This is a genomic window from Streptomyces sp. NPDC086077 (assembly GCF_040686175.1).
Taxonomy (GTDB): Bacteria; Actinomycetota; Actinomycetes; order Streptomycetales; family Streptomycetaceae; genus Streptomyces.
Window position 1 is genome coordinate 1 of record NZ_JBFBJT010000223.1, and the last position, 8335, is coordinate 8335.

General features: G+C 72.7%; 4 protein-coding genes and 1 pseudogene. 2 read left to right on the plus strand and 3 right to left on the minus strand.

All coding sequences use genetic code 11. The features are described 5' to 3' along the window. Positions 1-167: 167 nt before the first annotated feature. From AB0O67_RS35060 to AB0O67_RS35070, 3 genes are all read right to left on the minus strand, one after another. The gene (locus tag AB0O67_RS35060) at positions 168-3032 is read right to left on the minus strand and encodes a glycoside hydrolase family 2 TIM barrel-domain containing protein (protein ID WP_365459397.1); all 2865 of its coding nucleotides are present in this window, start codon (positions 3030-3032) and stop codon (positions 168-170) included. 69 nt (positions 3033-3101) lie between these two features. Further along, positions 3102-4364, minus strand: coding sequence for an ROK family transcriptional regulator (locus AB0O67_RS35065; protein ID WP_365459400.1), 1263 nt, complete (start codon positions 4362-4364; stop codon positions 3102-3104). A gap of 153 nt (positions 4365-4517) precedes the next feature. After that, positions 4518-5762 carry a D-arabinono-1,4-lactone oxidase gene (locus AB0O67_RS35070; RefSeq protein ID WP_365459403.1) on the minus strand — a complete coding sequence of 415 codons (1245 nt, stop codon included), beginning with the start codon at positions 5760-5762 and terminating at the stop codon, positions 4518-4520. A 283-nt stretch (positions 5763-6045) separates the two neighbouring features. Between AB0O67_RS35070 and AB0O67_RS35075 the strand changes: the two genes are divergently transcribed. Then, the gene (locus AB0O67_RS35075; protein ID WP_365459406.1) at positions 6046-7404 is read left to right on the plus strand and encodes a radical SAM protein; all 1359 of its coding nucleotides are present in this window, start codon (positions 6046-6048) and stop codon (positions 7402-7404) included. A gap of 186 nt (positions 7405-7590) precedes the next feature. Beyond that, positions 7591-8335: pseudogene (locus AB0O67_RS35080) on the plus strand (cellulose-binding protein); the annotation flags it as partial.

Below are 8335 nucleotides of genomic sequence, written 5' to 3' on the forward strand. Positions count from 1 at the left end.
GGCTAACCCCGTTGACTACCCCGGGACCAATGCCCGCCCGCCGTGGTGGGCGGGCTTGCTGGTGCTCGCCGTCCAGCCGGCGGCCGGGGGGACACTGACCCCCTTCGAGGTACCGGACCCGACCCCCTGCTGCGCCGACCACTGAAGGCCGGTCGCCGTACCGTCGCTCAGCCGGTCTCGGTGAAGACGAAGGCGAACGTGCCGGGGCCCGCGTGCAGGTGGTACCGGGGGAGGGCGCCGGGCCCGCAGGACTGGGAGCCGATTCCCATCTGGCCGTGGTCGAGGTTGACCCACACCGTCCCGCCCGGCGTGAGGTCGGTCAGGTGCGTGGCCGCGTCCAGCTGCTCGGTGGTCCAGCGCCGGGCGGTGAACCAGAACTCCGGGTCGCCCTCGATGCGCAGACCGCCCAGTTCCGCCCAGCGGACGTCGGCGCGGGCGCCGTTCTCCTGCGGGCGGACGTACGGGGTCTGCAGCGCGTCGACCGTCGAGTGCCAGCGGCCCAGCATCGAGGCCGACCTGGTGTCGGGGTACGCCTCACCGGGGCCCCCGCCGAACCAGGTGACGCGGTCCGCCGACGCCAGGCCGAGGCGGACGCCGAGCCTCGGCAGGGGCAGTCGCCAGTCGCCCTCGGGCGTCACGGAGACGGAGAGCCGCAACCGGGTGCCGTCGGCCGTCCAGCGGTACACCGTCCGCAGGGCGACCTCGGCGGCCGCGGGCGCCACCCGGGTCCGTACCGTCAGCGCGTCCTGCGCCACCTCCACGGCGTCCAGCCGGTGCTGCATCCGGTGCAGGCCGAGCTTGCGCCAGAGCGGGCCGTGGCGGGCGTCGGACTGCCAGGGGGCGCCGTCGTCGTTGTCGGTGGTGGCGCGCCAGACGTCGAGGCGGGGCGGTGACGTCACCTCGACGCCCCCGATGGTCCTCAGCGCGCCCGTGCGGGCGTCGAAGACGGCCGGGCCGAGACGGACGAGCGGCCCGTCGGCGGTGGGGCGTGCGGTGGCCGACAGGACGGCGGACTCCCCCTTGCCGAGGGGGAGTTGGGACCAGGCGACCACGTGGCCTCGTTCGCCCCACGGTGTGTCCTGCGCGAGCAGCGCCCGTACCGTCCACTGCGTCTCCGCACCGGCGGGAGCCTCGGGCGGTGCCGGGAGCTTCACGTCGGCCGACTCGCCCGGCGTGAGCGGCGGGACGGACAGCGGGCCGGAGTCGACCGTCTCGCCGTCCACCTGGCAGGACCACTCGAAGGCCAGCGTGGACAGGTCGGCGAAGTCGTGGGCGTTGGTGACCCGCACGGTGCCGGACGGGCCGTCCCCCTCGATCCGGACCGGCTCGATCACCTTCTTGAAGTCTGTCAGGCCCGGCGACGGCGTCCGGTCCGGGAAGACCAGCCCGTCGCACACGAAGTTCCCGTCGTGCAACTCCTCGCCGAAATCGCCGCCGTAGGCGAAACCCAGCTCGGGGTGGGCGACGCCGTGGTCGATCCACTCCCAGATGAAGCCGCCCTGGAGCCGGTCGTACGACTCGAAGATCCGCTGGTAGTCGGCGAGACCGCCGGGGCCGTTGCCCATCGCGTGGCCGTACTCGCAGAGGATGAAGGGCAGCCCGCGGCGCTTGTGCGTACCGCCGTCCAGGCGGCGGCCGATCTTCTCGACCTCGGCGTGACGGGCGTACATCCGCGAGTACACGTCGGTGTCACGGCAGTCGATGTCGCCCTCGTAGTGCACGAGGCGGGAGTCGTCGCGGGCGTGGATCCACTCCGCCATGGCGGTCAGCCCGCGTCCGGTGCCGGCCTCGTTGCCGAGGGACCAGACGACGACCGACGGGTGGTTCTTGTCCCGCTCGACCATCCGGGCCGCCCGGTCGAGCAGGGCCGGGGTCCAGCGGTCGTCGTCGACGGGGTTGTCGCGCCAGGACTGTTCGGTGAAACCGTGCGTCTCCAGGTCGCACTCGTCCATCACCCACAGGCCGTACTCGTCGCACAGGTCGAGGAAGGCGGGGTGCGGCGGGTAGTGGGAGGTGCGGACCGCGTTGACGTTGTGCCGCTTCATCAGCAGCACGTCCGCGCGCATGGTCTCGACGTCGAGGGCGCGGCCGCGCTCGGGGTGCCACTCGTGCCGGTTGACGCCCTTGAAGAGGACCGGGCTTCCGTTGACCTTGATCAGGCCGTCCTCGACCGCCACGGTGCGGAACCCGATCCGCAGGCGGACCCGCTCACCCTCGGTGGCCAGCACGCCGTCGTAGAGGCGCGGGGTCTCCGCCGTCCAGGGCTCCACGGCGACCGTGACCGGCTCGCCGGTGGCCACGTCGACGGACAGCTCCGGGACGGTGACCCGGCCGGGCACGTCGGAGTCGACGCGCAGGGTGCCCTCGCCGGTGACGTGGTCGTAGGAGGCGTGGACGAAGAGGTCGCGCGCGCCGTGCGCCGGGCGGTGCAGCAGGGTGACGTCACGGAAGATGCCCGGCAGCCACCACTGGTCCTGGTCCTCCAGGTACGAGCCAGCCGACCACTGGTGGACCCGGACCGCGAGCACGTTGCCGGCCGGCTCCAGCAGCCTCCCGACCTCGAACTCGTGCGGCAGGCGGGACCCCTTGAACTCGCCGAGCTCCGTGCCGTTCAGCCAGACCCGCGCACAGGACTCCACACCGTCGAATCGCAGGACCGCGTCGCCGGTTGCCGGCCAGCCCTCGGGGAGGTCGAAGTGGCGGAGGTGGTCGCCGGTGGGGTTCTCGGTGGGGACGCGCGGGGGGTCCACCGGGAAGGGGTAGAGGTGGTTGGTGTAGATGGGTGCCCCGTGGCCCTGGAGGACCCAGTGGCCGGGGACGGCGATCTCCGTCCAGCCCGTGGCGTCGTACCCGGGCTCGGCGAAGGAGTCGTCCTCGGCGTCGGCGGCCGGCGACAGCCGGAAGCGCCAGTCGCCGTTGAGGGAGACGGAGGCCGCGTCGGAGGTGTAGCGGGCACGGGGCGGGATGGTCCCGCGGCCCGGTGCGACGTCCTCGACGTAGCCGACGGCAGGTGTGGTGGTGCGCAGGGACATCGGTCTCCTAGGTCAGCCCGTGATACCGAGATTTCGAGTGGGGCACCTTCAGCTCCTTCCCCGGGACGATCAGTCCCCGGTGGCTGTCCACCCGACCGAGTGACGGGACCGCCGTGCGGTCGGTGCCGTCCTCCGCGGGGCGCCGGTGGACTGCAGGGCGCCTTCGAGCGCGAATGTCGCCGCGCCGAGGGAGACGGGGTCGGTGGGGATGGGGGAGAGGACGATCTCGGTGGCGGCCAGGGGCCGCCGCAGCGCGTGCCGGGCCACGGCCGCGCGCACCTCGGTGAGCAGGGGCTCGCCGAGGCTCGCCGCGACCCAGCTGCTGAGGACGACCACCTCCGGGTTGAGGAGGTTGACCAGGTCCGCGATACCGGCGGCGAGGTAACGGGCGGTGTCCTGGACGACCTTGAGGGCGACCGGGTCGCCCGCGCCCGCCGCGCGGGCGAGGGCGTCGACGGTGGCCGTCTGGTCCTCGGGGTGCAGCAGCGGGCTGTCCGGGCTCAGCTCGCGCAGGTGCTGCATGATGCCGGGAGCGCCCACGTAGGTCTCCACGCAGCCATGGTTGCCGCAGTGGCACAGCCGGCCGTCCAGGACGAGGGTGGTGTGGCCCCACTCGCCCGCGCTGTTGCTGACGCCGCGGTGCAGGCCGCCGCCCAGGACCAGCCCGGCGCCCGCCCCCGTCCCGAGGTTGACCACCACCGCGTCACCGCGCCCCCGCGCCGCCCCGAACCACAACTCGGCCACCGCGCAGGCCCGCAACGGGTTGTCCAGGTGCAGCGGGTAGGGGATCTGCTCGGCGAGCAGGCCCAGCAGGGGCACGTCGTGCCAGGCCCAGTTGGGCGCGTACTCCGCGACGCCCGTGTCGCGGTCCACCTGCCCCGGCACACACACCCCCGCGCCGAGCACGCGTGCGCCTTCGACGCCGGCCTGCGCGACCACGGAGTCCACGGCGGCGGCGACATGGCCGACGACCTGCTCCGGACGGCTCTCGCCGGGGCGCATCTCCTCGTCGGCGCGGGCGAGGACGTTCAGCGCGAGGTCGAACAGCTCGACATGGACGTACGTCTCCGCGATGTCGACGCCGATCAGCGCGCCCCCGGAGGCGTTGACGGCCACCAGACCGCGCGGCCGGCCGCCCGCCGAGTCCTCGAAGCCGACTTCGGTGATCATGCCGAGGCCCAGCAGCTCGCCGACCAGCGTGGCGACGGTGGCGAGGCTCAGACCGGTCGCGGCGGCCAGCTCCTGCCGCGAGGTGGGAGACTCGGCGATGATCTGGCGCAGCACCTCGTAGCGGTTCGCGGTGCGGATGTCACGTGACGTGCCGCGCCTCATCCCCCAGCCTCCATCCCCTCGGCCCGCCGGGGCGGCATCGGCACCGGCGCGGCGCACAGGCTATGGGCTGCGGGGACTTTCGACAAGGGGTTAGGAAAGGGGGTGGGGAAAGGGGTTCGGGGGAAGCGGGTGGGGAAGGGGGTGCGGGACGTGTCAGCCGCCCAGCGCATCTCGCACGAAGGCGTTGCTGAACTTACCCGCCGGATCCAGATCCTCCACCAGTGCCCGGAACCTCGGCAGTTCTGGGAACCGCTCCCGCAGCACCGCCCCCGGCATCGCGAACACCTTCCCCCAGTGCGGCCGTGCGTCGAACGCCTCCAGTGCCTCCTCCACCCGTCGTACCACCGGCAGCACCGCCGCGGTGTCCGCGACCCAGGTGAAGTGCACCGCCACGCTGTCCCGTCCGTACGCGGGGCTCAGCCACTGCTCGTCGGCGGCCACCGTGCGCACCTCGCAGGTCTGCAGGACCGGCGCGATGACGGTACGGATCGCGTCGAGGGCGCGCAGCGCGCCGGGCGCGGACGCCCGCGGCATCAGATACTCCGACTGCAACTCCGCACCGCTGCTCGGCGTGAACTCCGCCCGGAAGTGCGGCAGTCGCTCGTGCCAGGGCCCGGGCACGCCGAACTGCTCGGTGCAGTTCACCGCGGGCATCCCCGGCACCGGGTGCAGGGCCCGCGTCGCGGGCGCCGCCCAGGGGAAGCCGGGCAGCGCCTGGTCGGTGCGGCGCTTGACCCACACCTGCCGGAAACCGGGCTCACGCCAGTCGGTGAACAGGCTGACGCTGTACCCCACCGCCATGACCGTCTCGAAGTCCAGTCCCTCCAGGGGCAGTTCGGTGAACAGGTGCTGCTCGACCTCGAAGGCCGGCTCCAGGTCGAGGGTGAGCGCCGTGACCACGCCGAGCGCGCCGAGCGAGGTGACCGCGCCCGCGAACCGTTCCTCACCCCGGCCGATCCGGACGGTCCCGCCGTCGCCCGTGACCAGTTCGACCTCGCGCACCGCGGCGGCCAGCGGGGCGTTGCCCACGCCCGAGCCGTGCGTGCCGGTCGCCACCGAACCGGCGACCGAGATGTGCGGCAGGGACGCCATGTTGGCCAGCGCGAGGCCGTGCGCGTGGACCCGGCGGGCGAGTTCGGCGTAACGGACGCCCCCCGAGACCCGTACCGAGCGGGCCGTCGTGTCGACCTCGATCGCGGGCGGCAGCGCGTCCAGGGAGAGCAGCGTGCCCTCAAGACCCGGTTCGGCGATCTCGTTGAACGAGTGCCCGCTGCCCAGGACCCGCACCCGCGGGCTGCCCGCGACGAGCGAGCGCAGCGCGTCGAGCGTGGGCGGGCGGTGCAGCTCCCCGGCGCTGTAGGTGATGTTGCCCGCCCAGTTGGTCACGGTCCCGGTCATGCGGTCGCCTTCTTCCCGACGAAACGTGTCGACGTCGGGGATCAGCAAACCACCCGCCTCCGGCGGCCCGGCCTGGGGGCCGGTGCGGGCGGCCGCTCGGCGACCGCGGTGACGAACCTGGCGAAAAGCGGCAGGTGCGCCACCGTATGCTGTCCGCCGGGCGGTGTCCGTTTCGTTCGCCTTCCGGTGCTCGCGCCGGACCCGGCTGCTCGGTCCCGGAGGCAGGGGGCATACCGTGAGGAGTCGAACACCGCAGCAGGCCGTCGCAGGGAGGAGTCACGGGATGAGCAGCCGCACCGCGCTCGTCGAGGATCTGATGGAGCGCTTCCCGCACGTGCCGCGGGAAGCCGTCTTCAAGGAGGACCTGCTCCGGGGCGGCGTCGCCTTCGATCCTTCCGCGCTCAGCGACAACGAGGGCGGCGAGGTCAAGCCGAAGTCGTACTTCATCTTCTCCTTCGACCACGGCACCCTGCCGGAGCTGGGCGAGGCGGCGCTGCGCCGGCCGCCGGAGGAGATCATCCTCACCGGAGGCCCCTACGACCTGCGCCGGACCGTCGTGTCGGTGCGCGTGAACCCGGCCTCGCCCTATCGCGTCGCCGCCGGCGAGGACGGGCTGCTCGGCCTCTATCTGGACGGGAAGCGCATCGCCGACGTCGGTGTGCCGCCGATGCCGGAGTACTACCGGCACACGCTGTCCAACGGGAAGTCCGTCATGGAGGTGGCCCCGACCATCCAGTGGGGTTACCTGATCTACCTGACCGTCTTCCGGGTCTGCCAGTACTTCGGCGCCAAGGAGGAGTGCCAGTACTGCGACATCAATCACAACTGGCGCCAGCACAAGGCCGCCGGCCGGCCGTACACCGGGGTCAAGGACGTCGAGGAGGTCCTGGAGGCCCTGGAGATCATCGACCGGTACGACACCGCCAAGGCGTCCACCGCCTACACGCTCACCGGCGGCGCCATCACCAAGACGGTCGCCGGACGTGACGAGGCCGACTTCTACGGCCACTACGCCAAGGCCATCGAGGACCGCTTCCCGGGCCGCTGGATCGGCAAGGTGGTGGCCCAGGCGCTGCCGCGCGACGACGTCCAGCGCTTCAAGGACTACGGCGTGCAGATCTACCACCCCAACTACGAGGTGTGGGACCGGCGGCTGTTCGAGCTGTACTGCCCGGGCAAGGAGCGCTACGTCGGCCGGGACGAGTGGCACAAGCGGATCCTGGACTCGGCGGAGATCTTCGGCGCGCGCAACGTGATCCCGAACTTCGTGGCCGGCGTGGAGATGGCCGAGCCGTTCGGGTTCACGACCGTCGACGAGGCCATCGCGTCGACCACCGAGGGCCTGCGGTTCTTCATGTCGCACGGCATCACGCCCCGGTTCACCACCTGGTGCCCCGAGCCCACCACCCCGCTGGGCAAGGCCAACCCGCAGGGCGCCCCGCTGGAGTACCACATCCGGCTGCTGGAGGCCTACCGCGCCACCATGGACGACTTCGGCCTCTCCTCGCCTCCCGGCTACGGCCCGCCCGGCCCCGGCAACGCGGTCTTCTCCGTCAGCTCCTTCATGGACAGCCTCCCGGCCCAGGAGGAGTCGCAGACGCGGCAGGGGGCACCGGAGCCGTCCGCCACGGTGACACCGTAGGACGGCACGGCCCGCACCGTCCCGGAGGGCCCGATCGCGATGGACCGCGATCGGGCCCTCGCGGCGTTTTGAGTACCCCGCTTGTCAGTTGTGTCGGAACCGTGAAAGGCTCTTGCCCTGCCCGAGGTTTCCCCACAACTCCCCTTCTTGTTATGGGGAGTTGACCTCGCACGATGCAGGAGACCCATGCCCGACCTGCCGACCCCCCAGGACGCCACCGAGGCGGCGCTGTTCTCCGAGTGCTGGGACACGGTGCTCTCGTACGCCGACCTGTGCACGGCCGGATCAGCGGCCGCGACCGCACTCGCCCGCGAGGCGTTCGCGCTCGGCATACGCGAGGCCCGCACCGCCGCGTCCGGACCGGACCCGATCGCCGGCCGCCGCCCGCCCCGGCAGCCCCGGCTGCCCCGGATGGCCCTGCTCCTGACGGCCGTGCGCACCACGGCGGCCGACTGGGAGACGCAGGGCCACGGCCACCGGCTCGACCCCGAACTGCGCCTGTGGCTCAACTCCGAGGGCGCCGCCCGCCACACCGGCCCCCCGCTGCGCCGCCCGCTCGCGCTGCGCGCCCTGCGCGACATGCAGGGCCCCGACGCCGAACTGCTGTGGCTCGCCGAGGTCGAGGCCCTGCCGCTGCCCGTGCTGGCCCGCCGCCTCAGTCTCGACCCGAGCGGCGTCGCCGGTGAACTCGCCGAGGTGCGCGGCCTGTTCCGGGACCGCTGCCTGCGCAACCATCTGGACACACCGATGGACCCGCAGTGCCGGAGCTACGCCCGGCTCCTCGACGCCGTCACCCGCTCACCGCTCTCCGACACCCCCGACGACCTCTCCCGGCACCTCGCCCGCTGTGTGCAGTGCGCGGAGGCCGCTGCCTGTCTGCGCCTGCACGGCGGCGGCCTGCCCGGCGCCCTCGCCGGCGGCGTCATCGGCT

What these genes read in the sequence shown, in the direction of transcription:
- AB0O67_RS35070 (WP_365459403.1), bottom strand. Translation starts at nt 5,762, where the DNA reads ATGACCGGGACCGTGACCAACTGGGCGGGCAACATCACCTACAGCGCC.
- AB0O67_RS35075 (WP_365459406.1), top strand. Translation starts at nt 6,046, where the DNA reads ATGAGCAGCCGCACCGCGCTCGTCGAGGATCTGATGGAGCGCTTCCCG.
- AB0O67_RS35065 (WP_365459400.1), bottom strand. Translation starts at nt 4,364, where the DNA reads ATGAGGCGCGGCACGTCACGTGACATCCGCACCGCGAACCGCTACGAG.
- AB0O67_RS35060 (WP_365459397.1), bottom strand. Translation starts at nt 3,032, where the DNA reads ATGTCCCTGCGCACCACCACACCTGCCGTCGGCTACGTCGAGGACGTC.